At 75.1% G+C, this 25032-nt stretch carries 22 protein-coding genes; 5 read left to right on the forward strand and 17 right to left on the reverse strand.

Features of this window, described 5'->3' with window-relative positions; translation table 11 throughout:
- Window positions 1-5: 5 nt before the first annotated feature.
- The 15 genes from ACFPBZ_RS09955 to ACFPBZ_RS10025 form a co-directional block, all read right to left on the reverse strand.
- Window positions 6-2489: a GcvT family protein gene (locus ACFPBZ_RS09955; RefSeq protein ID WP_378035881.1), complete on the reverse strand. Its 2484-nt coding sequence runs from the start codon at window positions 2487-2489 to the stop codon at window positions 6-8.
- 33 nt (window positions 2490-2522) lie between these two features.
- A complete protein-coding gene (locus tag ACFPBZ_RS09960) occupies window positions 2523-3125 on the reverse strand; it encodes a sarcosine oxidase subunit gamma (protein ID WP_378035882.1) in 603 nt (200 codons plus the stop codon).
- Window positions 3115-5889, reverse strand: coding sequence for an FAD-dependent oxidoreductase (locus tag ACFPBZ_RS09965; protein ID WP_378035883.1), 2775 nt, complete (start codon window positions 5887-5889; stop codon window positions 3115-3117). The genes ACFPBZ_RS09960 and ACFPBZ_RS09965 overlap by 11 nt, the downstream gene beginning before the upstream one ends.
- Complete coding sequence (locus ACFPBZ_RS09970; RefSeq protein ID WP_378035884.1) at window positions 5886-6164, reverse strand: sarcosine oxidase subunit delta; 279 nt, start codon at window positions 6162-6164, stop codon at window positions 5886-5888. The genes ACFPBZ_RS09965 and ACFPBZ_RS09970 overlap by 4 nt, the downstream gene beginning before the upstream one ends.
- A 28-nt stretch (window positions 6165-6192) precedes the next feature.
- Complete coding sequence (locus tag ACFPBZ_RS09975) at window positions 6193-7434, reverse strand: sarcosine oxidase subunit beta family protein (RefSeq protein ID WP_378035885.1); 1242 nt, start codon at window positions 7432-7434, stop codon at window positions 6193-6195.
- Entirely contained in the window at window positions 7431-8723 is a 1293-nt protein-coding gene (glyA, locus tag ACFPBZ_RS09980; RefSeq protein WP_378035886.1) for a serine hydroxymethyltransferase, read from the reverse strand. Before glyA ends, ACFPBZ_RS09975 begins: the two co-directional genes overlap by 4 nt.
- A 172-nt stretch (window positions 8724-8895) precedes the next feature.
- Entirely contained in the window at window positions 8896-10260 is a 1365-nt protein-coding gene (locus tag ACFPBZ_RS09985; RefSeq protein ID WP_378035887.1) for an NADH-quinone oxidoreductase subunit N, read from the reverse strand.
- Window positions 10257-11792: a complex I subunit 4 family protein gene (locus ACFPBZ_RS09990; RefSeq protein WP_378035993.1), complete on the reverse strand. Its 1536-nt coding sequence runs from the start codon at window positions 11790-11792 to the stop codon at window positions 10257-10259. Before ACFPBZ_RS09990 ends, ACFPBZ_RS09985 begins: the two co-directional genes overlap by 4 nt.
- Before the next feature lie 11 nt (window positions 11793-11803).
- Window positions 11804-13663, reverse strand: coding sequence for a proton-conducting transporter transmembrane domain-containing protein (locus ACFPBZ_RS09995; RefSeq protein ID WP_378035888.1), 1860 nt, complete (start codon window positions 13661-13663; stop codon window positions 11804-11806).
- A complete protein-coding gene (locus tag ACFPBZ_RS10000; RefSeq protein ID WP_378035889.1) occupies window positions 13660-13971 on the reverse strand; it encodes an NADH-quinone oxidoreductase subunit NuoK in 312 nt (103 codons plus the stop codon). Before ACFPBZ_RS10000 ends, ACFPBZ_RS09995 begins: the two co-directional genes overlap by 4 nt.
- Window positions 13968-14468, reverse strand: coding sequence for an NADH-quinone oxidoreductase subunit J (locus ACFPBZ_RS10005; protein WP_378035890.1), 501 nt, complete (start codon window positions 14466-14468; stop codon window positions 13968-13970). The genes ACFPBZ_RS10000 and ACFPBZ_RS10005 overlap by 4 nt, the downstream gene beginning before the upstream one ends.
- Complete coding sequence (locus tag ACFPBZ_RS10010; RefSeq protein WP_378035891.1) at window positions 14465-15334, reverse strand: NADH-quinone oxidoreductase subunit H; 870 nt, start codon at window positions 15332-15334, stop codon at window positions 14465-14467. Before ACFPBZ_RS10010 ends, ACFPBZ_RS10005 begins: the two co-directional genes overlap by 4 nt.
- A 7-nt stretch (window positions 15335-15341) precedes the next feature.
- Window positions 15342-16334 (reverse strand): hypothetical protein, encoded by a 993-nt coding sequence (locus tag ACFPBZ_RS10015; protein WP_378035892.1) that lies wholly within the window; start codon window positions 16332-16334, stop codon window positions 15342-15344.
- Window positions 16325-16681: an NADH-quinone oxidoreductase subunit A gene (locus tag ACFPBZ_RS10020; RefSeq protein ID WP_378035893.1), complete on the reverse strand. Its 357-nt coding sequence runs from the start codon at window positions 16679-16681 to the stop codon at window positions 16325-16327. The genes ACFPBZ_RS10015 and ACFPBZ_RS10020 overlap by 10 nt, the downstream gene beginning before the upstream one ends.
- Complete coding sequence (locus ACFPBZ_RS10025) at window positions 16678-18876, reverse strand: heavy metal translocating P-type ATPase (RefSeq protein WP_378035894.1); 2199 nt, start codon at window positions 18874-18876, stop codon at window positions 16678-16680. Before ACFPBZ_RS10025 ends, ACFPBZ_RS10020 begins: the two co-directional genes overlap by 4 nt.
- 62 nt (window positions 18877-18938) lie before the next feature.
- Between ACFPBZ_RS10025 and ACFPBZ_RS10030 the strand changes: the two genes are divergently transcribed.
- Entirely contained in the window at window positions 18939-19244 is a 306-nt protein-coding gene (locus ACFPBZ_RS10030) for a metal-sensitive transcriptional regulator (protein ID WP_378035895.1), read from the forward strand.
- A gap of 105 nt (window positions 19245-19349) precedes the next feature.
- Window positions 19350-20363 (forward strand): manganese catalase family protein, encoded by a 1014-nt coding sequence (locus ACFPBZ_RS10035; RefSeq protein ID WP_378035896.1) that lies wholly within the window; start codon window positions 19350-19352, stop codon window positions 20361-20363.
- Between the two features lie 60 nt (window positions 20364-20423).
- On the opposite strand, the gene ACFPBZ_RS10040 is transcribed toward ACFPBZ_RS10035, so the two are convergent.
- Window positions 20424-20759, reverse strand: coding sequence for a hypothetical protein (locus ACFPBZ_RS10040; RefSeq protein WP_378035897.1), 336 nt, complete (start codon window positions 20757-20759; stop codon window positions 20424-20426).
- A 66-nt stretch (window positions 20760-20825) separates the two neighbouring features.
- On the reverse strand, window positions 20826-22007 hold the full coding sequence (locus ACFPBZ_RS10045; RefSeq protein WP_378035898.1) for an acetyl-CoA hydrolase/transferase C-terminal domain-containing protein: 1182 nt from the start codon (window positions 22005-22007) through the stop codon (window positions 20826-20828).
- A 147-nt stretch (window positions 22008-22154) separates the two neighbouring features.
- Between ACFPBZ_RS10045 and ACFPBZ_RS10050 the strand changes: the two genes are divergently transcribed.
- The 3 genes from ACFPBZ_RS10050 (at window position 22155) to ypfJ (ending at window position 25000) form a co-directional block, all read left to right on the forward strand.
- The gene (locus tag ACFPBZ_RS10050) at window positions 22155-23606 is read left to right on the forward strand and encodes a DUF4185 domain-containing protein (RefSeq protein WP_378035899.1); all 1452 of its coding nucleotides are present in this window, start codon (window positions 22155-22157) and stop codon (window positions 23604-23606) included.
- Window positions 23607-23783: 177 nt separating this feature from the next.
- The gene (locus tag ACFPBZ_RS10055) at window positions 23784-23921 is read left to right on the forward strand and encodes a hypothetical protein (protein WP_378035900.1); all 138 of its coding nucleotides are present in this window, start codon (window positions 23784-23786) and stop codon (window positions 23919-23921) included.
- A 68-nt stretch (window positions 23922-23989) separates the two neighbouring features.
- Entirely contained in the window at window positions 23990-25000 is a 1011-nt protein-coding gene (gene ypfJ / locus ACFPBZ_RS10060) for a KPN_02809 family neutral zinc metallopeptidase (RefSeq protein WP_378035901.1), read from the forward strand.
- Window positions 25001-25032: the final 32 nt, after the last annotated feature.

Genomic DNA, 25032 nt, shown 5'->3' on the forward strand with positions numbered 1-25032 from the left:
CCGGCTCACCGTCGGATGCGGGTCATCCCGGGGTCGACCAGCGGCTCGCTCGCGACGGTGGCGCGCACGGGCGCCCCGAAGTACTCGATCTCCACGGCGGTGCCGGGCTCGAGGCCCGCGGGCAGCCACGCGTAGGCGATCGGGCGGCCGATCGTGTGGCCGAACGCGGCGGAGGTGACGTAGCCCGCGGGCCGCCCGTCGACGAGGACGGGCTCCTGGCCGAGCACGACGCTGCGGCCGTCGTCGACGGTGAGGCAGGTCAGCGAGCGCCGGGGCGTGCCGGCCCGCTCGAGGGCCTCGCGGCCCACGAAGTCGCCCTTGGTCTGCGGGCGGACGGCGAAGCCGAGGCCGGCCTCGGCGGGGGTGTGCTCGCTGGTCATGTCGGTGCCCCAGCTGCGGTAGCCCTTCTCCAGGCGCAGGCTGTTGAACGCGGCGCGCCCGGCGGCGACGACGCCGAGCGGCTGCCCGGCCGCCCACAGCACGTCCCAGAGCCGCCGGCCGTGCTCGGCGCTGGTGTAGATCTCCCAGCCGAGCTCGCCGACGTAGGACAGCCGCATCGCGGTGACCGGGATGCCCGCGATCTCGGCGTGGGTGGACCGGAAGTACTTGAGCCCCTCGTGGGAGAGGTCGGCCGGGGTCAGGGGCTGGACGAGGTCGCGGGCCAGCGGGCCCCAGACCCCGATGCAGCACGTGCCGCCGGTGACGTCGCGGACGGACACCCCGGGGTACTCCCGGGCCGCCCGCTCCAGGTGGTCGACGTCGAGCCGGCCGTTGGCGCCGACCTGGAAGAGCTCGGGGCCCAGCCGCGCCACGGTGAGGTCGCTGCGGACGCCGCCGGCGTCGTCGAGGGCCAGGGTGTAGGTCACCGACCCGACCGACTTGTCCATCTTCCCGGTGGTCAGCCGGTCGAGCATCTCGACCGACCCGGGCCCGCTGACCTCGATGCGGGTCAGCGGGGTCATGTCGTACATCGCGACCGCGGTGCGGGTCTTCCAGGCCTCGACGGCGGCGACGGGGGAGTGGAACATCCCGGCCCAGGGGTCGCGGGCCGGCGGCTGCCACTCGGGGGGCAGCTCGGCGACCAGGGGGGCGTTGGCCTCGAACCAGTGCGGGCGCTCCCAGCCGTGGGCCTCGAGGAAGACCGCGCCGAGCTCCTCCTGCCGCCCGTGGAACGGGCTGGTGCGCACGCCGCGCGGGGACAGGCGCGGCTGCAGCGGGTGCACGATGTCGTAGATCTCGACGAAGTTCTGCTGCGAGGTCTCCGAGACGTAGGAGTCCGCGGTCTGGAACTCGTCGAAGCGCGCGACCGAGCAGCCGTGCAGGTCGATCTCGCTGCGGCCCTCGGTGAGCAGCTGGGCCACGCTGCGGGCGACGCCGGCGGAGTGGGTGACCCACACGGCCTCGGCGATCCAGAACCCGGCGACGTCGGGCGACTCGCCGATGAGCGGCCCGCCGTCGGGGGTGAAGGAGAAGATGCCGTTGAACCCGGTGTCGACCTTGGTGTCGCGCAGCGAGGGCAGCAGCACCTGGCTCTGCTCCCAGGAGGGCGCGAAGTCCTCCTCGGTGAACGGCAGCATCGAGGGCTGCCGGGCGGCGCTCATCTCGCGGTCGTCGACGTCGGGCAGCTCGTCGAGCGAGACGGGCATCGGCCGGTGGGCGTAGGAGCCGATGCCGATGCGGTCGTTGTGCTCGCGGTAGTAGAGGTCCTGGTCCTGGTGGCGCAGGATCGGCAGCCGCGCCTCGACGTGCTCGTCGTTGCGGCCGACGAGCTGGGGCACCTGCCCGGTGAACACGTACTGGTGGGCCAGGGGCAGCAGCGGGACCCGCATCCCCACCATGTCGCCGATGGCCCGGCCCCAGAACCCCGCGCAGGAGACGACGACGTCGGCGGGGACCTCGCCCTGGTCGGTCTGCACCCCGGTGACCCGGCCACCCTGCTGGGCGATGCCGGTGACGCGGGTCGAGCCGCGGAAGACGGCGCCGCGCGACTCGGCGCGGCGCATCAGGGCGCTGACCGCCCGCGCGGCCTTGGCCAGTCCGTCGGTGGGGGTGTGGAGCCCGCCGAGCACGTGGGCGGGGTCGAGGAGCGGGTGCAGGCGCAGGCACTCGTCGACGTCGACGACCTCGGCGGGGATGCCCCGCGAGGTGGCCCAGCCCTGCTTGCGGTGCAGGTCGGCGAGGCGGGCCGGGGTGGTCGCGACCTCGAGCCCGCCGACCTGGTTGAAGCACCAGGAGCCGTCGCCGCCGCCGAGGACGTCGCCCAGGCCGAGGAACTTGTCCACGGTGTAGGAGGCGAATGCGCTCATCGTCCGGGAGGCGTTGGTCTGGAAGACCAGCCCGGGGGCGTGCGAGGTCGACCCGCCGGTCAGGGGCAGCGGCCCCTGGTCGAGGACGGTGACGTCGGTCCAGCCGCGTTCGGTGAGCTCGTCGGCGAGGTTGGCGCCGACGATCCCGGCCCCGATGACGACGACGCGGGGGGTGGTGCTCATGACGTCTCTTTTCGACAGTGACGGGCGGGTCGGTCAGGGGTGGGAAGGACGGAGTTCCTGGGCGGCGTCGACGAGCCAGTCGACGACGTAGCCGGCCATGGAGCTGCGGACGGACAGCGCCAGGTCGTCGTCGCCGTGCGCGACGAGCAGCACCGGGGCCTGACCCAGCAGGGTCTGGGCGCAGCGGCCGCGCCCGAACGACGCGGGCCGCAGGTCGATCGCGCAGCCGGAGGCGAGCAGCTCGCGGGCCGCGGGTCCCAGCAGCCGCACCGTGGTGCGCTGGGCGGAGACGTCGACGGCCATCCCGGCGTGGGCCGCGGCGGCCTCGTCGACGTGGAACTCCCAGTCCTCCGGGCGGGCGGCGGTGTGGGTGAGCAGCCACTCGTCGGGGCCCAGTCGGAGCGCCTGCCCGCCGGGCAGCTCGGTCCAGGTGTCGGCGGCGCTCGGCAGGGGACCGCCCACCACCTCGGCGACGGCGGCGGGACCCCCGCCGGCCGGGTCGACCCGCAGGTCGACGGCGGCGGCCGGGTCCTCGAGCTCGAGGCGCAGCGCGGGGGCGAGCTCGTCGCCCAGCGCGTCGAGCTCCTCCCGGCGGTGCTCGAGCGGGTGGCGTCGGGTCAGGGTCTCAGCCGTCACGACGGGCTCCTTCGGGGTCGACCAGGACGGTCTCGCCGACGCGGGCGGCGACGAGCCGGTCGCCGACCGGGACGTGGACGACCTCGCCGATGCGGTCGCGGCCGCCCTTGACCAGGGCGAGCGCGAACGGCCGGGCGAGCGCGGCGCTGTGGTAGCTGGAGGTGACGTGCCCGAGCATCGGGACCGGGGCGCCCGGCAGCCGGCCGTCCTCGCAGTAGTGCACGATCTGCGATCCCTCGGGCAGCTTCGTGGCCTCGTCGGTGGGCAGCAGCGACACCAGGTGCTTGCGCATCGGGTCCTGGTTCTGCGGCCGGGCGAACGAGCGGCGCCCGACGAAGTCGGGCTTCTTCTTCGACACCGCCCAGCTCATCCCCAGGTCGTGGGGCGAGACGGTGCCGTCGGTGTCCTGCCCGATGATCGGGTAGCCCTTCTCGGCGCGCAGGACGTGCATGGTCTCGGTGCCGTAGGGCGTCATGCCGTGGGCCTGCCCGGCCTCGATCAGCCGGGCCCACAGGGCGGGGGCGTACCAGGAGCTGACGCTCACCTCGAAGGCGAGCTCCCCGGAGAACGAGATCCGGGCGAGGCGCACCGGGACGCCGTCGAGGACGGTGTCCTGCCACGTCATGAACCCGAAGGCGTCGTTGGAGACGTCGAGGTCGGCGAAGACCGCGCCGACGACGTCGCGGGAGCGGGGCCCGGCGACCGCGAAGATCGACCACTGCTCGGTCACCGAGGTCAAGCGCACCCGCAGCTCCGGCCACTCGGTCTGCAGCCACTCCTCCATCCAGTCGAGGACGGTCGCGGCGTTGCCGGTGGTCGTCGTGACGAGGAACCGGTCCGGTGCGAGGCGCAGGACGGTGCCGTCGTCGAAGACCATGCCGTCGTTGCCGCACATGACGCCGTAGCGCACGCGCCCGACCTTCAGGCTGCTCATGAGGTTGGTGTAGAGCCGGTCGAGCAGGACCTCGGCGTCCGGGCCGCGGACGTCGATCTTGCCCAGGGTCGAGGCGTCCATGATCCCGACCGCACCGCGGACCGCCGCGCACTCGCGCAGCACCGCGGCGGTCATGTCCTCCCCGGGCTGCGGGTAGTGCCGGGCCCGCTTCCACTGCCCGACGTCCTCGAACACGGCGCCGGCGTCCACGTGCCAGTCGTGGACCGGGGTGGTGCGCACGGGGTCGAACAGGTCCCCGCGCTCGCGGCCGGCGAGGGCGGCGAAGGCCACCGGCGTGTAGGGCGGGCGGAAGGTCGTGGTGCCCAGGTCCTGCACCGGGCGCCCGAGCAGCTCGGCGGTGATGCCGGAGGCGATCACCCCGGAGGTCTTGCCCTGGTCGTGGGCCGTCCCGATGGTCGTGTAGCGCTTGACGTGCTCCACCGAGTGCATCCCGGCGCCGACGGCGCGCGCGATGTCGGCGACGGTGGCGTCGCGCTGGAGGTCGACGAACTGCCGGTCGGGGTCGCCCTCGGTGCGCCACAGCACCAGCCGCGGGGTGATCTCCTCGTCCTCGGCGTGCGGGGCGTCCGGCCCGCCCGCCTCGCGGAGGATCGCCCCGAGGGCGAAGGTGCCGTTGGCGGCGCCGACGACGGTCGTGGCGGTGTCGGTCCGGGCCGGGCGGAAGGCGCCGAGCTCGGGGTCGTAGGCCAGGCGCCCGCCGACGTGGCTGAACAGGTGGGCGGTGGGGGTCCAGCCGCCGCTGACCAGCAGCAGGTCGCAGGCCAGCTCGCGGCGGTCGTCGCCGACCAGGACGGCCTCCAGCCGGTGCGCGCCGCGGGTGCCGTGCACCCGGGTGTCGGCGTGGACCTCGACGCCCTGCTCGGCGCAGCGCCGGCTCCAGCCCGGGGGCACCTCGGCGCGGGCGTCGAGGACCCGCACCGACGCCCCGGCGGTGCGCAGGTCGAGCGCCGCGGCGTAGGCGGCGTCGTCGCTGGTGAACACGACGACCTCGCGGCCGGCGAGGACGCCGGAGCGGTGCAGGTGGTCGCGGGCGGCCGAGGCGAGCATGATCCCGGGCCGGTCGTTGTCCTCGAAGACGATCGGGCGCTCGATGGCGCCGGCGGCGACCACGACGTGCGCGGCGCGGATCCGGTGCACCCGCTGGCGGGCGCGGTGGGCAGCCGGTTCGGAGTCTGCAGCTGTGCCCTCGCGGCGCTCGAGGGCGAGGACGAAGCCGTCGTCGTAGTGCCCGAACGCCGTGGTGCGCTGCAGGTGGGTCACCGCCGGGTCGGCGGCGAGCTCGGCGACGACGTCGGCGACGAACTCCAGGGCCGGCCGGCCGTCGATCCGTTCCGTGCCGGTCAGGGTGCCCCCGGCGGCGGGACGGTCGTCGACCAGGACGACGCTCTGCCCGGCGCGGGCGGCCCGGCGGGCCGCGACGAGACCGGCGGGTCCCGCGCCGACCACGAGCACGTCGCAGTGGGTGTGCCGGCGGTCGTAGCGGGCGGTGTCGGCGACCTCGGCGAGGCGGCCCTGGCCGTTGACGCCGCGGACGACGAGGCCGTCGGTCGCCTCGACGGTGGTCGCGAGCAGCATCGGCTCGGGGAAGGGCTCCTCGACCTGGACCAGGCCCGTGGGGTCCTCGGTCCAGGCGCCGCCGATGCCGCGGGGGCGCCCGAACTTGACGCTGGAGTCCTGCGGGTGGGTGTCGTGGGCGAGCAGCACGGAGGCCACCGTGTCGCCGGGGTGGGCCGGGTAGGCCACGCCGTCGACGGTGATCGTGAACGTGCGCGTCCGGTCGACGCGGCCGTAGCCGTCGATCCTGCTCATCGGGTCACCTCCGTGGTGCTGTCGGACGAGCCGGCCCCGACGAAGCGGTGGGTGCGGGTGTCGCGGACGGCGCGGAACCACCGGCGGCAGCCCGCGGCGTGCGACCAGCGCTCGACGAACGCGCCCTTGGGGTTGGCGCGGAAGAACACGAAGTGGGCCCACTGCTCGTCGGTCAGCGCCGACGGGTCGTCGGGATAGGCGACGGCGGCCTGGCCGCCGTAGGAGAACTCGATCTCCTCGCGGGGGCCGCACCAGGGGCAGGCGATGAGTTGCACGGCGTTCTCCGGCTCGAGTGATCGAGGGCTAGTGGGCCACGGCGGCGGCGCCGTGCTCGTCGACGAGGGCCCCGGTGACGAACCGGTCGAGGCCGAACGGCGCGATCAGGGGGTGGGGGCGCTGGTTCGCGACCGTGTCGGCCATGCACCAGCCCAGTCCCGGCGTCGCCTTGAACCCGCCGGTGCCCCAGCCGCAGTTCACGAAGACGTTGGCGTAGGGCGTGGAGCCGACGATCGGGCTCGCGTCGGGGGTGACGTCGACGACGCCGGCCCAGCTGCGCAGCAGGTGCGCGCGGGCGAACACCGGGAAGAGCTCCACCGCGGCCGCCATCTGGCGCTCGATGATGTGGAACGCCCCGCGCTGGCCGTAGCCGTTGTAGGTGTCGACGCCCGCGCCCATGACCAGCTCGCCCTTGTGGGCCTGGGAGACGTAGACGTGCACGGCGTTCGACATGACGATCGTCGGGTGCACGGGCTCGAGGAGCTCGGAGACCAGGGCCTGCAGGGGGTGCGACTGCAGCGGCGCGGGCACGCCGAGCATGTCGAGCAGCACCGAGGTGTGCCCGGCGGCGCACAGGGCCACGGTGCCGCAGCCGATGTCGCCCTTGGTCGTGCGGACCCCGGTGACGCGGTCGCCGTCGGTGACGAACCCGGTGACCTCGCAGTCCTGGATGAGGTCGACGCCGGCCTCGTCGGCGCGGCGGGCGAAGCCCCAGGCCACGTAGTCGTGCTTGGCGATGCCGGCCCGCGGCTGGTAGGTCGCGCCCTGCACCGGGTAGCGGATGTCGGACGAGACGTTGACGATCGGGCAGATCTTCGCGACCTCGTCGGGGTCGAGCCACTCGGCGTCGATCCCGTTGAGCTTGTTGGCCTCGACGCGGCGCACCGAGTCGCGGACGTCCTGCTCGGTGTGGGCGAGGTTGAGCACGCCGCGCTGGCTGAACAGGATCGGGTAGCCGAGGTCCTCCTCGAGCCCCTCCCAGAGCTTCAGGGAGTGCTCGTAGATCCCCGCCGACTCGTCCCACAGGTAGTTCGAGCGGATCAGCGTGGTGTTGCGGGCCATGTTGCCGCCCGCGAGCCAGCCCTTCTCGATCACCGCGACGTTGGTGATGCCGTGGTTCTTGACGAGGTAGTGGGCGGTGGCGAGCCCGTGGCCGCCGCCGCCGACGATCACGACGTCGTAGGAGCGCTTCGGCTCGGGGTTGTGCCAGAGGAAGTCGGGGTGCTCGGGCAGGTGCGCCCCGGGGGCGTCGACGGTGGGGGTGCTCATGCCTGCAGCTCCGGGTAGAGGGGGAAGCGGTCGGCGAGGGTGGAGACGCGGTCGGCCAGGGCGTCGAGCTCGACGTCGGTGACCTCCGGCCGCAGGGCGAGGGCGATGACGTCGGCGACGGCGCGGAACTCGGCGACGCCGAAGCCGCGGGCGGCCAGGGCGGCGGTGCCGATCCGCAGTCCGGAGCTGACCATCGGGGGGCGCGGGTCGAAGGGCACCGCGTTGCGGTTGACCGTGATGCCCACGCGGTGCAGCCGGTCCTCGCCCTGCTTGCCGTCGAGCTCGGAGGCCCGCAGGTCGACCAGGACGAGGTGGACGTCGGTGCCGCCGGAGATCACGCCGAGGCCGTCCTCGGCGAGGAGGCGCTCGGCGAGGACGCGGGCGCCCGCGAGGGTGCGCTCCTGGCGGTCACGGAACTCGGGCTCGGCGGCGAGCTTGAAGGCCACCGCCTTGGCCGCGATGACGTGCTCCAGCGGGCCGCCCTGCTGCCCGGGGAACACACTCGAGTTGAACTTCTTGGCGAGGTCCGCGGTGGCCAGGATGACGCCGCCGCGGGGGCCGCCGAGGGTCTTGTGCGTGGTCGAGGTGACGACGTGGGCGTGCGGGACGGGGGAGGGGTGCAGCCCCGCGGCGACCAGTCCCGCGAAGTGCGCCATGTCCACCATCAGGTAGGCCCCGACGGCGTCGGCGATCCGGCGGAACTCCGCGAAGTCCTGCTGACGGGGGTAGGCCGACCAGCCCGCGATGATCAGCTTCGGGCGGTGGGAGTGCGCGAGCCGCTCGACCTCGGCCATGTCGACCCGGTGGTCGTCCTCGCGGACGTGGTAGGCCGCGACGTCGTAGAGGCGCCCCGAGAAGTTCAGGTGCATGCCGTGGGTGAGGTGCCCGCCGTGGGCGAGGGCCAGCCCGAGGATCGCGTCGCCGGGCTGGAGCAGCGCGGCCATGACCGCGGCGTTGGCCTGGGCGCCGGAGTGCGGCTGGACGTTGGCGTACTCCGCGCCGAAGAGGGCCTTGAGCCGGTCGATGGCGAGCTGCTCGACCACGTCGACGTGCTCGCAGCCGCCGTAGTAGCGCCGGCCCGGGTAGCCCTCGGCGTACTTGTTGGTGAGCACCGAGCCCTGGGCCTGCATGACCGCGAGCGGCGCGAAGTTCTCGCTCGCGATCATCTCGAGCGTCCGGCGCTGCCGGGTCAGCTCGGCGGCGACCGCGGCGTGCACCTCGGGGTCGACCTCGGCCAGCGACCCGTCGAGGGTTGAGCGCCGGGGGCGCGCCTCCGGGGCGATCGTCATCAACATCTGCCTGCTCCAGGGCCTCTTCGGCAACTGATATACCAACTGGCGCAGACTGTAGGCACGGCGTTCCGGCAGGGTCAAGGGCCGCCCGGGGCGGTCTCGGGCCCGCGCGCCGAGCGGTCTCCCGGCGTCCACCCGGACGGCCGAGAAGCCGGGCGCGGAGGGCCTCCTAGAGGGCCGCGACCGCCACGGTGCCCACGACCGAGACCACGGCGAGGACGACCGCGACGGCCCGCGCGCGGGGCTCCACCGGGTCGCGCAGCACGGGGTCGCCCGCGGTGAAGACCGGGGCGATCCAGCGCAGGTAGTAGAAGAGGCTCGCCACCGAGTTCGCCACGGCCACGGCCGCGAGCCAGGCGGCCCCGCCGCCGAGGGCGGCGGCGAAGGCGGCGAGCTTCCCGGCGAACACGAGGGTCGGCGGGGTCCCGACGAGGCCGAGCAGCCCGACCGCGAGCGCCACGGCGAGCGCGGGGTGGCGCCGGGCCAGCCCGCGCTGCTCGCCGACCTCGAGGCCGTGGGGGCGGGCGGCGAGCACCGCGAACACGGCGAGGTTGGTGACGGTGTAGGCCGCGAGGTAGCCGAGCAGGGCCGGCAGGGCCAGCGGCGTCCGGGAGACCACGGCGATCGGCACCAGCAGGTAGCCGACCTGGCTGACGGTGGAGTAGGCGAGCAGGCGCCGCAACGAGGTCTGGGCGAACGCCGCCAGGTTGCCGAGCGTCATCGACGCCACGGCGACGACGGCCACGATCAGCTCGCCGGGCAGCCCCGGGACGGCGACGACGAGCCGGTACACCGCGACGAGCCCGCCGATCTTCGCGGTGGTGGTCAGCACGGCCCCGGTGACGGGGGAGGTGCCGTCGACGGCGTCGGGCACCCAGAAGTGCGCCGGGACCGCGCCGAGGGTCATCAGCAGCCCGGCGAGGACGAGCACCACCGCGACGGCGGCGGCCGGACCGGAGAGCCCCGCGAGCGCCGCGTAGGAGGTGGCCCGCGTGAGCCCGAGCAGGATCGTCACCCCGCTGAGCAGGGCGAGCCCGAACAGCGCCGAGGACAGGAAGTACTTGAGCGCGGCCTCGGCCGACCGGCCGTCACGGGCGAGGCCCGCCAGCGCGGCGAGGGGGAGCCCCGCGAGCAGGAACGCGGCCGCGAGCAGGAGCAGGTCGACCGCGCCGCCGAGCAGCATCGCGCCGACGGCGGAGAGCTGGAGGAGCACGGCGAAGGCGGTGTCGGTCCGCCCGGTGCCCGGCGGCGACGGGTCACCCCCCGCGAGCAGGAGCGTCACGACGACCGCGCCGGCCACCACCACCCGCACCGCCACGGTGGCGGCGTCGATCGCGTACGTCCCGCCGAACGCGGTCCCGGGCCCGGGTGCCCGGAGCGCGACGACGCCCGCCGTGAGCGCCGCGAGGATCCCGATGCCGCGCACGGGCCACTCGTGGCCGGGGCGACAGGCCGTCCCGGCGAGCAGCCCGAGGACCGCGCCGAGGGCGACGAGCGCCTCGGGGGCCAGGGCGAGGAGGTCGTCGGGACTCACCGCGAGACCAGCTCGACCACCGTGGTCGCCGCGGGGGCGATCGTCGTCGTGAGGAGCGCCGGGGCGATCCCGATCGCCAGCGACCCCGCCAGCAGCAGGCCGATCGCGGCGGTCTCGGCCACCCGCAGGTCGGGCGAGACCGGGGCGCGGAACACCCCGCCGCGCCCGGGCCGGGGCCGGTCGGCGGCGCGGGGCAGGTGGCGGTCGCCCAGGAGCATCGTCTGCAGGGCCCGCAGGAACAGGGCCGCGGTGACGGCGAGGCCGACCGCGGCGAGCACGGTGGCCACCGGCACGGCGGGCAGGGAGCCGGTGAGCATGGAGAACTCGGCGACGAAGCCGGAGAGCCCGGGCAGGCCCAGCGAGGCGAGGGCGGCGAGGGCGAAGGTCCACGACCAGCGCGGCATCGGCCCGGCGACCCCGGTCCAGGCCCGGATCTCCGACGTCCCGCCCCGGTCGCGCAGCACCCCGGCGAGCAGGAACAGCGCCCCGGTCACCAGCCCGTGGCTGACCATCTGCACGGTGGCGCCCGTGACCGCGAGGGTGCGGGCCCCCGTGCCGGCGCCCACGAACCCGGCGGCGCCGAGCGCGAGCAGCACGTAGCCCATGTGGTTCACCGAGGTGTAGGCGACCATCCGCTTGAGGTCGCGCTGGGCCAGCGCCACCAGGGCGCCCCAGAGCACCGAGACCACGCCGAGGACCACCGCCACCAGCGCCGCGGCGCGCCACGGGCCGGGCAGCAGCGGCAGCGCGATCCGGACGAAGCCGTAGGTGCCCATCTTCAGCAGCACCGCGGCCAGCACGGCCGAGCCGGCGGCGGGCGCGTCGGTGTGGGCGGGCGGCAGCCAGGTGTGCACCGGCCACACCGGGGTCTTGATCGCCAGGCCGATCCCGACCGCCGCGAGCGTCAACAGCCCCGCCACCCCGCGCCCGGCCAGGGGGTCGGTGGCCGCGAGCGTCGGGATGTCGAAGGTGATCCGCGGGCCCGCCACCGCGAGGGAGAGGAACCCGAGCAGCATCACCAGCGAGCCGACGAAGGTGTAGAGGAAGAACTGCAGGGCACTGCGCGCTCGCGTCCCCGTGCCCCACCCGGCGATCACGAAGTACATCAGCACGATCGAGACGTCGAAGAAGACGAAGAACAGCACGAGGTCGAGCGCGACGAAGACCCCGAGCGAGACCGATTCGAGCCCGAGGAAGAGCAGCACGTAGCCGCGCAGCCGGCGGACGTCGTCGTCGGAGTCCCCGGCGGGGTCGCGGCGCAGCGAGTACAGCGCCACGGCGAGGAACACGACCGCCGTCATGGCGACGAGCGGCGCGGAGAGGCCGTCGACGCCCACGTGGTAGCCCACCCCGAACGCCGGGATCCAGGGCACCGCGAGCTCGTGGGCGTAGCCGGGGGTGCCGGTGCCGCGCCAGGCGAGGACCGCGAGCACCACCTCGAGCAGGGTGAGTGCCGTCCACGCCCCGAGCAGCACCTCGCGGCGGGTGACGGGCACGAGCAGCAGGCCCACCACCAGCGGGGACAGCCACATCAGGGTGGGGATCACGGCCGGACTCCTGCCATCACGACGACCGCCGCGACCGCGGCCAGGGTGCCGACCGCGATCATCGACTGGGCGTAGTACTGGTGCGCCTGCCCGGTCTGCGGGCGGCGCGCGAGGGTCCCGAGCCGGCGGACCCCGGCGGCGAGGGCGGTCACCGCGGACGCGATCGGCCGCTCCCCGAGGCGCACGAGCGCGACGACCAGGGCCGGGGCGGTGCCCGCGGCGCGGGGGACGGCGCGGCCGAGGCCCGCGTCGGCCCGGTCGAGCTGGCGGGCCAGCCGGTTGACGGCGGTCCCGACGACGCCGCGCGTGGCGGTCTCCAGCCCGAACCAGCCGCGGGCGGCCCCGGCGGCCCGGCCCCAGACCGCGGCGCGCAGCCGGGGCGGCCGGGAGTGCAGCACCCACGTCGCGACCGCGGCGAGCACCACGACGATGCCCGTGGTCACGAGCTCGCCGGCGTCGGCCCGGGGCACCAGCCCGACCGCGACGAGGACCGCCCCGAGCGCCGCGGCGGGCACGGCGAGCGCGACGAGGGCCGCGCCGAGGACGACCGGCACCCGCCGGCGGTGCTCGCGGCGGATCGACGGCGAGCGGACCGGGCGCCAGACGAACCAGGCGGCCCGGGTGGCGGAGACCGCGGAGAGCGCGGTGGCGAACAGGCCCGCGACCGTGAGCACGCCGTCCCCGAGCGGTACCCCGGCGAGCACCGCGTCCTTGGTCCACCACAGCGACAGCGGCGGCACCCCGGCGAGCGCGGCCGCGCCGACGGTGAACGTGACCCCGAGGACCGGGTGCCGCCGGGCCGCGCCGCGCAGGGCGGGCAGCGACCGGGTCCGCAGGACGGCGAGCCAGCCGCCGGCCACGAGGAAGAGCAGCGCCTTGACCGCGGCGTGCGCCACGAGCAGGCCCGCCGCGCCGGAGACGGCCCCGACCCCGGCGCCGAGGACCATGATCCCGACCTGCGAGCACGTCGACGCCGCGAGCAGCTGCTTGAGGTCGCGCGAGCAGGCCGCGACGAGCCCGAGGACCACCGCGGTGAGGGCCCCGACGAGCGCCACCACCGATGCGGCGCCGGTGACCGCGAGCAGCGGGGCCGCGCGGATCAGCAGCACCGCCCCGGCCGCGACCATCGTCGCCGAGTGCAGCAGCGCCGACACCGGGCTCGGCCCCACCATCGCGCCGGAGAGCCACACCGAGAACGGCAGCTGGGCCGACTTGCCGAGCGCCGCCACCACGAGCCCCGCCGCGACCAGGGTGCTCCATCCGGGCGCCGCCCCGGCGAGGCCGGCCAGGGCGAGTCCCGGGACGCCCGCGGCCAGCGCCGCCCCGGCGGCGACGTAGAGGCCCACGTCGGCCACGCGCGTCGTCAGGAAGGCGCGGGTCGCGGCCGGGGCGACGGCGGGGTCGCGGCGGTCGAAGGCGATCAGCGCCCAGCTCGCGGCCCCCATCACCTCCCACGGGGCGATCAGGGCGGGCAGGGTCGCGGCCGTGACGGTGGCGAGCATCGCGCCGAGGAAGACCAGCACCGTGCCGACGAAGCGTCCGCGCCGCAGGCGGGGCTCGCCGGCGGCGGCGAGCAGGACGAGCGCCCCGACCACGGCGACCGTGACGACGAGCGCGGCCCCGAGACCGTCGACGGCGTAGACGAGGGCGAGGTCGACCGGGGCCGGGACCAGGGGGATCCGCAGGGTCGCCGCGGGCGCGCCCACCGCGAGCTGGATCGCGACCACCGCGGTCACGGTGGCCGCCACCGCGCCCGCGGCGACGACGGTCGCGCCGGTGGCGCGGGGGGCGGCCGTGACGAGGACGAGCCCGGTGAGGGTCGGGACGACGAGCAGGAGCGCGAGCAGCAGGGTCATCCGGCCAGCTCCGCGGCGTCGTCGGTGAGGTCGACCTGCCGGGCCCGGTAGAGCGCGAGCGCCACGGCGAAGCCCATCGCCATTTCGACGGCCATCACCACCACGAGCACGACCACCAGCACGCTCGCGCCGACGGGCCGGCCCTGCGCCCACCAGAACGCGCCCGCGGCCAGGACGAGCCCGTTCACCACCAGCTCCAGGCCCATCATGATCATCACGACCGACTGCTGGGACAGCGCGCCGTAGAGCCCGGTGGCCACGAGGGCGGCGGCGACGGTCAGCACCACGCGCAGCACGAGCTCGGTCACCGCTGCTCACCCCGCGAGACCGACACGGCGACGGTCCCGACGATCGCCGCGAGCAGCGCCAGGGCGAGCACCGTCATCGTGAGCATCTGCGGACCCATGAGGGCGTCGCCGAGGGCGACCGTCGGGTCCCCGGCGGCGGATGGCTCCGTCGTCGGGAAGGGGACGAGCCACGCCCCGGCCGCGAGTACGGCGAAGACCGAGAGGGCGATCGCCCAGGCGCCGCCGCGGTTGTGGACCATCGACATGGGCTCGAGGCCGCCCGGGTTCATCATCAGCATGACCATGAAGACCGCCATGATCATCATCTCGACGGTCATCATGAGGATCACGACGACGCCCAGGTAGGTCTGGCCGACCACGAGCAGGCACACCGCGACGGCCACGAACGAGGCGAGCAGCAGGAACGTCGCGCGGGCCATCGAGTCCGCGGTGAACACGCCCAGGCCGCACACCACCGCGACGAGGCCGAGGGCGCCGAGCAGGACCAGCACGGTCACAGCAGTACCACCACCGTCACGACGAGGGCCTGCGCCACCGCGAGCGGGATGCCGACGACCCACGCGAGGGTGGCCACCCGCTCCATCCGCAGCAGCGGGACCGCCCGCCGCAGTGCCAGCAGCAGGCCCAGGACGACGGCGAGCTTGGCCGCGAACCAGAGGGCGGGGAGGTCGGGGAACGGGTCGGGACCGGTGATCGGCGGGGGCGCGCCGCCGCCGAGGAACAGCGGCACGGCCATCGCCGCCGCGGCCACGAGCAGCATCCAGCGCCCGGCCCTGAGCAGCAGCCGGTCGAGCCCCGCGTGCTCCGCAGCGGCACCCCCGGCGAGGTCGCGGCCCAGCGGCGCGGCGAACGGGCCCCAGAAGGCCATCGCCGCGACCGAGAGCAGGTAGAGGACGAAGGCGGCCGGCATCCACACCGCGAACCAGAGGTCGTGCTGGGCGGCGGCGATCGTCGTCGGGGAGAGCGACCCGGCGGCGATCGCGGGAGTGATGATCGCGAGCATGTGCGGCAGCTCGTAGGACAGCCCGAGGGCGAGCATGCGGTAGCCGCCGGCGAGGCTCGTGACGGCGTTGGGGCCCCAGCCGGCCACCCACACCGCGAACCAGGCCAGCACCTCCATCGCGTTGAACCAGACGAGGCCGACGTCGAGGTCGACCGGCGCGCGGTCGCCGAGGGGCACCACCGCGAGGGCGAGGACCGCCGCGACCGGCAGGACGGCGAGCCCGATCCGGGCGAGCAGCGGGTCGTCGGCCGGGGTGCGGCGGCGCTGTTTCGTGACCAGGCGGGCGGTCTCGACGACGGGCTGCCGGCCGGCGAGGGCCGCGGCCAGGGCGGCGACCACGACGAGCGCGGGCGGCAGCAACGCGAGCTCAGTGGTGGTGATGACCCACCCCCTGGGGCGCGAACGCCGCGACGGGACCCGCTCCGAGACCGGTGTCGGGGTCCATGGCGGCCAGGGCGAGGCGGGCGGCGCCGAGCTCGAGGCCGATCAGGGTGCGGGCGGCCTTGTCGGCGGTCGGGCGCGGCGGCGGGGCGAGGCTGGTGCCCAGCGCCCGGCCGAGGGCGACGACGCGGTCGGTGACGGTGCGCTCGCCGACCGGGTCGCCGACCAGCGGGATGCCGCGGGTGGCCCAGCGCAGCGGCCGGTGCCGGGCGATCCGGCGGCCGAAGGCGGTGAGCTCGCCGGGGGCGGGGTCGCGGTCGCGCAGGTCGCGGGCGCCCTCGGCGAGGTGGTCGGCGCCGGCGAGGGCGAGCAGGCGGGTGAGGACGTCGAGGCGGGTGCGGTCGGGACCGAGCGGGGATCGCCCGCGGCTGCCGGCACCCACCGTGGCGGGGGCGTCGAGGACCTCGGCGTGCGCGTCGGTGACGAGGTCGCCCGCGAGGGTCGCGTGCACGACGAGGCCGGAGGGCCAGTGGGGGAGGACCGGGCCGAGGGCGACGTGGACGGCGTCGAGGAGCAGGCCGTCGCGGTCGTCGTCGGCGAGCCCGGCCATCGCGGTGTCCGCACTGCGGCCATGCTGACGTTCATCGTCAGAATCGGACCAGGTACGACGGCCGCCCCGCAGCCGCTCCTGCGCGTCGTCGAGCGCCGGCCCGATCCCGGCCACGCTCTCGACCGCCACCCGCACCCGCGGCGCCGGGACCGTCGCCCACACCGCCTCGACCACCGCCGCCAGCCGCGGGCCGGGCGTCCCCGCGAGGAGCACGACGTCGGCGTCGGCGGGGGAGTCGGCCACCGGCCAGCGTCGTCGGGACAGCTCGGCCTCGACGGCGAGCCGCAGCCGCAGGACCTCGTCGGACAGGGGCGCGGGCGCGATCGTCAGGACGTGGGGACGCCGCGCCGCGAGCCGCCTCAGGACCACCGGAACGCGCCCTCCCGCCAGGCGTAGGCGACCCCCGCGAGCAGGACCCCGAGGAACACGAACATCTCAACGGCCGCCGCGGGCCCCGACCGGGCCACCACGAGCGTCCACGGGAACATGAAGATCATCTCCATGTCGAAGGCGAGGAAGACCAGCGCGAGCGTCGGCCAGCGGACGTGCCAGCGGGACACAGCGTGCTCCACCACCGGCATCCCGCCCGCGTGGGGGGCGACCAACAGCGGCCGGCGCACCACCCGCACCAGCCAGGACACCGCGACGACGAGGCCGACCCCCACGAGGGACGCCCCGGCGACGAGGGCCAGCGCGAGGAGCGGCTGGTCGGTCACGCGCGGAACCGCCGCAGGCGCAGGCTGTTCCCGACGACGAAGACGCTGGAGAACGCCATCGCCGCCCCCGCGATCATGGGGTTGAGCAGGCCGAGCGCCGCGAGCGGGATCGCCGCGACGTTGTAGGCGAAGGCCCAGAAGAGGTTGCCGCGGATCGTCGCGAGCGTCCGGCGCGCGAGACGCAGCGCGGTCGGGACGGCGCGGAGGTCGTCGCGCACCAGCGTCACGTCGCCGGCCTCGATGGCGACGTCGGTGCCCGCGCCCATCGCGAGCCCCAGGTCGGCCCGGGCGAGGGCGGCGGCGTCGTTCACGCCGTCGCCCACCATGGCCACGGTGTGCCCGGCGGCCTGCAGCGCGACGATCGCGTCGGCCTTCTCCTCGGGCAGCACCCCGGCGTGGACCTCGTCGATCCCCACCGCGGCGGCCACCGCGCGGGCGGCGGTCTCGTGATCGCCGGTGAGCAGCACGGGCCGCACGCCCAGCGCCGTCATCTCCCGCACGGCCTCGGCGCTGGTCTCCCGCACGGTGTCGGCCACGCCGAGCACCGCCCGGGCCGCGCCGTCCCACCCGACGACGACGGCCGTGGCCCCACCCGCCTGCACGCGCGCGAGCTCGGCGGCGAGGTCGTCCGACAGCGGCATCCCGTGCTCGGCGAGCAGCTGCGGGCGGCCGACGAGGACCTCGTGGCCGTCCACCGTCCCGCTCACCCCCAGTCCGTCGATCGTGCGCGCGTCGTCCGCCGCCGGCAGCTCCCCGACGCGGCGTCGTCCCGCCTCCGCGACCGCCCGGGCGATCGGGTGCGTGGAGCCGTCCTCGACGGCGGCGGCGAACCGCAACGCGGTCGCGTCGGCGTCGCCGACCAGCCGCATCTCCCCGGTGGTCAGGGTGCCGGTCTTGTCGAGCACCACGGTGTCGACGCGCCGGGTCGACTCCAACACCTCCGGTCCCCGCAGCAGGATCCCCAGCTGCGCGCCCCGCCCGGTGCCGACCATCAGCGCCGTCGGCGTCGCCAGCCCGAGGGCGCAGGGGCACGCGATGATGAGCACCGCGACGGCGGCGGTGAACGCGGCGTCGAGGTCGCCGGTCGCGACGATCCAGCCGACGAGGGTGGCCAGCGCGATCACGACGACCACCGGCACGAACACCCCCGACACCCGGTCGGCGAGCCGCTGCACCTGCGCCTTGCCGTTCTGGGCGTCCTGCACCCGCCGCGCGATGCGGGCGAGCTGGGTGTCGGCGCCGACGCTCGTGGCGCGCACCACCAGGCGCGACCCCACGGCCACCGTCGCCCCGACCACGGCCGACCCGGGCGCCACCTCCACCGGCACCGCCTCGCCGGTCACGGTGCTCGCGTCGACCGCCCCGAGCCCGGAGACGACGACGCCGTCGGTCGCGATCCGCTCGCCCGGGCGCACCACGAACTCGTCCCCGACGACGAGGTCCGCGGCCGGGATCCGGCGCTCCACGCCGTCGTCGAGCAGGGCGACGTCCTTCGCCCCGAGGTCGAGCAGCGCGCGCAGCGCCGCGCCCGCCCGCCGCTTGGCCCGCGACTCGAAGAAGCGCCCGGCCAGCACGAAGGTCGTCACCGCGGCGGCGGTCTCGAGGTAGATCGCGTCGCCGGGCGCGGAGGTGAAGGAGAACTCGTGGGTCATCCCCGGCATCCCGGCGTCGCCGACCACCAGCGCCCACACCGACCACGCCAGGGCCGCGAGCGTGCCCAGCGAGATCAGCGTGTCCATCGTCGCGGTGCCGTGGCGCAGGTTGACCGCCGCCGCCCGGTGGAAGCGCCATCCGCCCCACACCACGACGGGCGCGGCGAGCACGAGCGAGATCCACTGCCAGTCGACGAACTGCCAGGCGGGCACCATCGCGAGGACGACCACGGGGATCGTCAGGACGGCGCTCGTGAGGAGGCGGTGGCGCAGCTCGTCGGTCTCGGTGTCGTCGTCCCCGGCGGGCTCCGGCTCCGGCTCCGGGGGACGGGCGCCGTAGCCGAGCTTCTCGACGGTGGCGACGAGCGTCTCGACCCCGACGTCGGGGCTGTGGGTGACCCGGGCGTTCCCCGTGGCGTAGTTGACGGTGGCGCTGACGCCCTCGAGCCGGTTGAGCTTCTTCTCGATCCGCATCGCGCACGACGCACACGTCATGCCCGTGATCGCGAGCTGGGTGCTCGGGCGCGTGTCGGCCGTCGTCATGCCGACGAACATACCCCCGAGGGGTACCCGCGTCGTCGTCGGGAGGCATACCCCACCCCGGTATGCTGGCGGGCGTGACGGAGCACCAGCACGGCTACGCCGACCACAAGGACGCCCACCTGCGCCGGCTCAAGCGGGTGGAGGGGCAGGTGCGGGGGATCGCCCGCATGGTCGAGGAGGACAAGTACTGCATCGACGTCCTCACGCAGGTCAGCGCCGTGACCGGCGCCCTGCAGACCCTCGCGCTCGCCCTGCTCGAGGAGCACATGGGCTCCTGCGTGGTCGACGCGGCGAAGGCGGGCGACGAGCAGGCCAAGGAGAAGGTGGCCGAGGCCTCCGCGGCGATCGCGCGCCTCGTCCGGTCCTGACGAAGGCCGTTTGACCCTCGGGTCGATCCCCCATCCCGTCGCCGTCGCCTCCGCGACGGGTCCAGACAGCGGGCCTCTCGAACGTCTCCGACGCAAGGACGGCCCATGTTCTTCCACGTGCAACGCATGCTCAACGAGATCACCCCCGACGAGCCCGACCCCGCCGCCGCGAACGCGCTGCAGGAGGTCCTCGGCGGTCAGTTCGGCGAGATGCGCACGATGTTCCAGTACCTGTTCCAGAGCTTCAACTTCCGCGGCCCGACCGCGAAGCCGTTCCGCGACCTGCTCTACGGCGTGGGGACCGAGGAGATCGGCCACGTCGAGCTCATCGCCTCGACGATCGCGCAGCTCGTCGACGGCTCGCCCCGCTACCAGGGCAAGAAGACCGACCCGATCGACCAGCCCGGCGCGGGCGGGGCGACCCCGCTGGACCTGGCCCTCGACCACAGCAACATCCACCACTACCTGGTGGGGGCGCAGGGTGCGCTGCCGGTCGACGCCCAGGGCGACCCGTGGACGGGCAAGTACGTCTACGACTCGGGCAACCTGCCGCTGAACCTGCTCTACAACCTCATGCTCGAGTCGACCGGCCGGCTGCAGAAGTGCCGCCTGTACGAGATGACCGACAACAAGACCGCGCGCTCGACGCTGTCGTACCTCATCGTCCGCGACCAGGCGCACGAGAACGCCTACGCGAAGGCCCTCGAGGCGCTCGGGGTCAAGTGGAACAAGCTGCTCCCGATCCCGAAGACGAACGCGGAGCGCTTCCCCGAGGTGGCGAAGCTCGTCGAGCAGGGCCTGCAGTCGAAGCAGTACACGTTCTCCCTCGACCAGCTCAACGAGGCCGGCAAGGTGTTCCAGGGCGCGTCGCCCTCGAACGACGGCACGACCCTGTCGACCGAGCAGGCGCCCGAGGGCGTGCCGTTCCCGGGGATCGCGGTGGAGCGCCCCGAGGAGTTCGGCCCCGGGCTCGACCCGGAGCTGCTGGCGCTCGTCCAGGCGACCGCGGAGATGGAGATCGCCGAGGCCGGTCAGCCGATCTGGGGCCCCGCGAACGGCAACGGCAGCGGTGACGGCAAGGGCGTCCTCGGCAAGATCAAGGACGCGATCACCCCGTAGGTCGCCTCCGGCGTGTGCGTGCGTGTCCGTGCCCAGGCACGGACACGCACGCACGGGCCGCTAGGCCAGGGCGTCGATCCGCGCCCGCAGGGCGGCGGCCACGTTCTCGACCCCGCCGAAGCGGCGGTCGACCACGAGCTGGCCGATCACCGACAGCGCGACGGCGGGCCACTCGATGAGCCCGAGGACGCCGGCGCCGACGAAGAGCCCGTAGAGCATCAGGCTCTCGGGCTCGGGGAGGTGCGCGGCGATCCAGGCGCGGACCGCGGCGTCGTCGCCCCGGTCGAGCGCGGCCAGCAGGTCGGGCGCGAGCTCCGGGGCTCCGCTCTCCTCCGGGGGGAGCGCGGGCGCCGCCTGGGCATCGGCGGGTACGACGGTCAGCACGCGGTCGGCCATGGGCGTCGACGCTACCCGGCGTTCACCCGGGGCGCCGTCGGCCGCGACCTGCTCTTCACCTGCTCGTCACTCCCAGAGGGTCCGCAGCGCGACGCGGCGCTCGGCGCGGTCGAGCCCCCGCAGGTGGGCCACCCCGTGCTCGGTCACCACCACGTCGACGTCGTGGCTCGCGGTGGTGACCGGGCGCGACAGCCGGTCCACCAGCGTCGGGCGGCCCCGGTGGGTGCTGGCGAGGGCGATCACCGAGAGTCCCCGGCGCGATCGGGTGGCCGCCGCCGAGTAGTCGGGGTGGCCGCCGATGCCCCCGACGATCGCGCGGGCCGAGCCCTCGACGTTGACCTGGCCGTCGAGGTCGATCTCCACCGCGGTGTTCACCGCCACCAGCGGGGGCTCGGCGGCCAGGCGGTTCGGGTCGTGCGTGTGCTCGACGCCGTGCAGCACCGGGCGCCCGGCGCGGCCCTGGGCGTCGGCCCAGTCGTAGAGGCGTCGGGTCCCGACGAGGTAGGTGGCCACCGGCGTGGAGGCGAGCAGCCCGGCCTCGTCGAGGTCGACCACCGGGTCGCCGAGCAGGCCGGAGTCGGCGTGGACGGGCCGCCCGCGGTCGAGCACCGCGCGGACCACGGCCTGGCCGAGCTGTCCGGGTGCCCACTGCAGGCGCGCGTCGTTCGGGAGCAGCGCCGCGACCGACCGGCCGATCTCGCGGTGCTCGGCACTGGGCTCGTCGGGAACGGGGATCTCGGCGGGCCCCGCATCGTCGTGCCCGATCTCGTAGGTCTGGCCCTCCGGCAGCACCGGTCCGGCCGCGGCGCGGGGGAGCGCGGCGTCGACCACCGCCGCGATCGGCACGCCGGCGTCGATCACGGCCCGGACCCACGACACCTCGCTGCCCAGCTGCAAGCCGTACGGCCCGGGGGCGGCGGCCACGACGAGCAGGTCAGGGCGCAGCGGGCCGGCCAGCAGCGACGGCGTCGCCGAGAGCCGGGCCGGGACCGACCGCACGAGGCCGTCGGCCACCGCGGTCCGCAGGCCCCAGCCCGGCATGACGGTGCGGGCGTCGGCGAAGGCCGCGAGGTCGAGACCCTCGAGCGGCGCCGGCATCCAGCCGAGGACGAGCCGCAGGTCGCCCCGGGTGCGGGCGAGCTCGGAGAGGGCGGCGTAGGCGGCCCGGGGGGCGCCGCAGCCGTCGGCGATCGCGACGCGGGCGCCGGGCCGCACGAGCTGGGCGAGGGCGGCGGCGTCGATGGTCACGATCGGGGACCTCCAGCGGGGCGGACCGGCACACGGTGATCATGCCCGAGCGCTCCGACAACCCACGGGTGGTTCCCGGGACACCTGTGGGTGACGGCGCGTGGCGTGGGGCCGGGAGGGCGCCCGCCGTTCCTAGCGTGCCGCCCCATGCAGCCGAAGAGGCGTGTCCGTGCCGCGCTGAGCGTGGCCGTCGTCGCCGCCGTCGCCCTCTCGGTGGGGACAGCGGCCCTCGCGGAGCCGACCGACGCGACGTCCTGGGCCATCGACCGCGCGGCCACGGCGAAGGTCGCCGACCTCACCGGCGCGGGATCGGTCAACGACACGGGCGCCCGCTACGGGGTGGAGGGCGCCGACCTCGGCCACATGTTCATGGTCGGCCCGCGGATGGCCATGGCCTTCGGCGACACCTACGGCGCCCCGGCCGCGGCGCCCGACTTCCGCGCGGTGCCCCACGCCGACTGGCGGTCGAACTCGATCGCCTCCATCGACCCGCCGGCCTCCCCGGCGAAGGGCCTCGGCTTCGTCGGGATGGTCGCCGACCGGCCCGGGCACGCGAAGGAGCTCATCCCCTCGCAGAAGCGCAAGGGCGTGCAGGAGAGCGTGATCCCCACCTACGGGATCGCGACCGGCGCGCGGAACACGACGATGAACCTGCAGTACATGTCCGTGCGCTCGTTCGACCGGCCCGGGCACTGGCAGCTCACCGGCTCGGGCATGGTCACCTCCCTCGACGGCGGCACCACCTGGGTCGACCAGCCCGCCGCCCGCCGGCCCGCGGACTCGAAGTTCGGCCAGGTCGCCTACGTGCGGCCGGGGGGTCCCGACGATCCCGACGCCCCCGTCCCGGCCGGGGTCACCCGGGGCGCGGACGTCTACGTCTACGGCATCCCGGGGGGCCGCTACGGCGACCTCTCGCTCGCCCGGGTCGCCGCCGACCGGGTCGCCGACACGGCGGCCTACACCTACTGGAACGGCACCGACTGGGCGGCGGGCGAGGCGAGCGCGGTCCCGGTGATCAGGGGCCCGGTCGGCGAGCTGTCGGTCCGCTGGAACTCGTTCTACCGCCAGTGGATCATGATGTACCTGGTCGACGACACCGGCGAGATCGTGCTGCGCACCGCGCCCGCGCCCACCGGCCCCTGGAGCCCCGCCCAGGTCGTCACCACCACGAAGGACTTCCCGCAGGCCTACGCGCCCTACCTGACCCCGCGCTGGAACGACGGCCCCGACCTCTGGTTCACGATGTCGCAGTTCACGACCTACCGCGTGGCGTTGATGAAGACCCGACTCGCCGCGGCCCCGGCCGGCGCGGCACCCGCCGCGGTGGAGCTCCCGCGGTCGCTTCCCGCGCGGGAGCCGTCGCTGACGGCGCCCCCGGTCCCGCTCGCCGCCGCGAGCCGGGCCGCCCCGACGACGACCGTCCCGGCCCCCTCCGGCTCGTTCCCCACGGCCGCCGTGGTCCCGACGACGACGACGCCGGCCGGTCCGCCGCCGGCCACGGCCCCGCCGGTCCCCGACCCGACGACGATCACGACGATCGACACGAGGTCCCCGGTCCCGACCCCGACCTCGTCGTCACCGGCCGCGCCCGCGCCGTGACAGCGCGGATTCCCTGCTCCAGGCGGGGGTGCGCGCGGATCACTGGGCCACTCGGACGCACCTGACCCGGCGCTCCGGCCCAACCTCCAGGGCCTCCCGACCCAACTTCGCTCGGCCGACCGTCCCGCCGTGCTACCTCTCGATGCGGGGAACGACGGTGTGGACGGGGGAACGCACGTGATCGAGTCGTGGATGGTGTTCGTCGGCGTGGGGGCGGTCGGGGGGTTCTTCGTCGGCCGCGCGACCGCCGAGATCCGGCGGGCGAGGGCCGACATGCGCAACACCTGGAACGGGCGCAAGCGCTACCGGTCCTGACCCCGGGCCGCCCGTCACGCGCCGGATTGCGCGAGGATCGTCGCCGACCCGACGGAAGGCTCCCGCCGATGCGCTACGACGACGACGCCCAGCTCGACACCTCCCAGGTCACCGACGACCGAGGTGGCTCGTCCGGGGGCGGCGGCTTCGGCAGCGGGGGGCTCGGCGGGGGCGGCGGCGGCCTGGTCGCGCTGATCATCGGCCTGCTGTTCCGGGGCCGGAGCGGCAAGGCGAGCTGGGCGGTCATCGTCGTCGCCGTGATCGGGTTCGTCGCCTCGCAGTACCTCGGCGGCGGCACGGGCACGACGGCCGGGGTCCAGGGCGGGTTCGGTGAGCCGGGCGGGCGGTCGCAGGTCGGGACGTCCGACCTGGCGAGCGAGTGCCGCACCGGGGCCGACGCGAACTCCAAGCTCGACTGCGCGATCGTCGCCGACATCAACTCGATCCAGGGGTACTGGAGCGGCGGCGGCTACGCCCGCGCGGCGACCGGGGTCCGGGGCGCGGCCCCCCGGTACGAGGTCGTGGACACGACGTTCTTCACGGGCGGGGTGCGCACCGCGTGCGGGAGCGCCGACTCCAGCGCCGGCCCCTTCTACTGCCCGGGCGACAACCTCGTCTACATCGACCTCAGCTTCTACGAGCAGCTGAAGACGCAGTTCGGGGCGCAGGGCGGCGGGCTGACCAACGCCTACGTGCTGGCCCACGAGTACGGCCACCACGTGCAGTCGCTGCTCGGCACCGAGGCGCAGGTGCGCACCCGCCAGGGCGCGACGTCGGACTCCGTGCGCCTCGAGCTGCAGGCCGACTGCTACGCCGGCGTGTGGATGAACCACGCGACCCAGCCGACGAACGGCCGGCCCCCGCTGATCACCGAGATCACGAAGGCCGACCTCGACGGCGCCGTCGACGCCGCGCAGCGCATCGGCGACGACTACATCCAGGGCAGGCTGGGGGGAGGGACGGTCGACCCCGACTCGTTCACCCACGGCTCGTCCGAGCAGCGCAAGCGCTGGCTGACCACCGGCTACACCACCGGCGACCCGACCCGCTGCACCACGATGGGGGCTGCGCCCCTGTGAGCACTCATCCGTGTCCCGGCACGGATTAGTGC

It is taken from the genome of Actinomycetospora atypica (assembly GCF_042653685.1).
Lineage (GTDB): Bacteria > Actinomycetota > Actinomycetes > Mycobacteriales > Pseudonocardiaceae > Actinomycetospora > Actinomycetospora atypica.